The organism is Rhizobium sp. SVR5-9E (assembly GCF_056755095.1).
In genome coordinates, this window is record NZ_JBNDHS010000269.1 from 1 (window position 1) to 386 (window position 386).

1 protein-coding gene is annotated in these 386 nt (G+C 50.8%); it reads left to right on the plus strand.

What is annotated here, in order from left to right; all coding sequences use genetic code 11:
• Positions 1 to 44: 44 nt before the first annotated feature.
• The coding region (locus tag ACPYOJ_RS34745; protein WP_481420286.1) for a hypothetical protein at positions 45 to 386 on the plus strand (342 nt) is incomplete at its 3' end.

The window sequence follows — 386 nt, forward strand, 5'->3', positions numbered from 1 at the left end:
GCCAGTTTGTTCAACTTTAACATTGCTGTGTTTTTGATTGCTTCATGACAACCACTCTGATTTGGACCTCGTTCATCCTATTCTTCGTGCTAGCGCTAGTCAGCCCATTTCTTCCGCTGTTCCTTATGTGGAGGTCGGTCGCTCTCTCGGCTCTCGCCTTCATATCATTCCGATTGCTCCTTGGGCCTGTTCATTGGTCGGATCATGACGCGGGCTACGCCATCGGAATTGCCTTACTGACATTGTTCATCTCGACTGTATTCGTCGCTTTGGCACTCCGGCTCTGCGTTGCTGCTTATTACGATTGGTTAAGAGCAGAAATCCTGCTCGGCGAGAACACGCGCTGGATCGACAGGGTCTTGCTTGCAGTCATAGGTGCTGTGGGA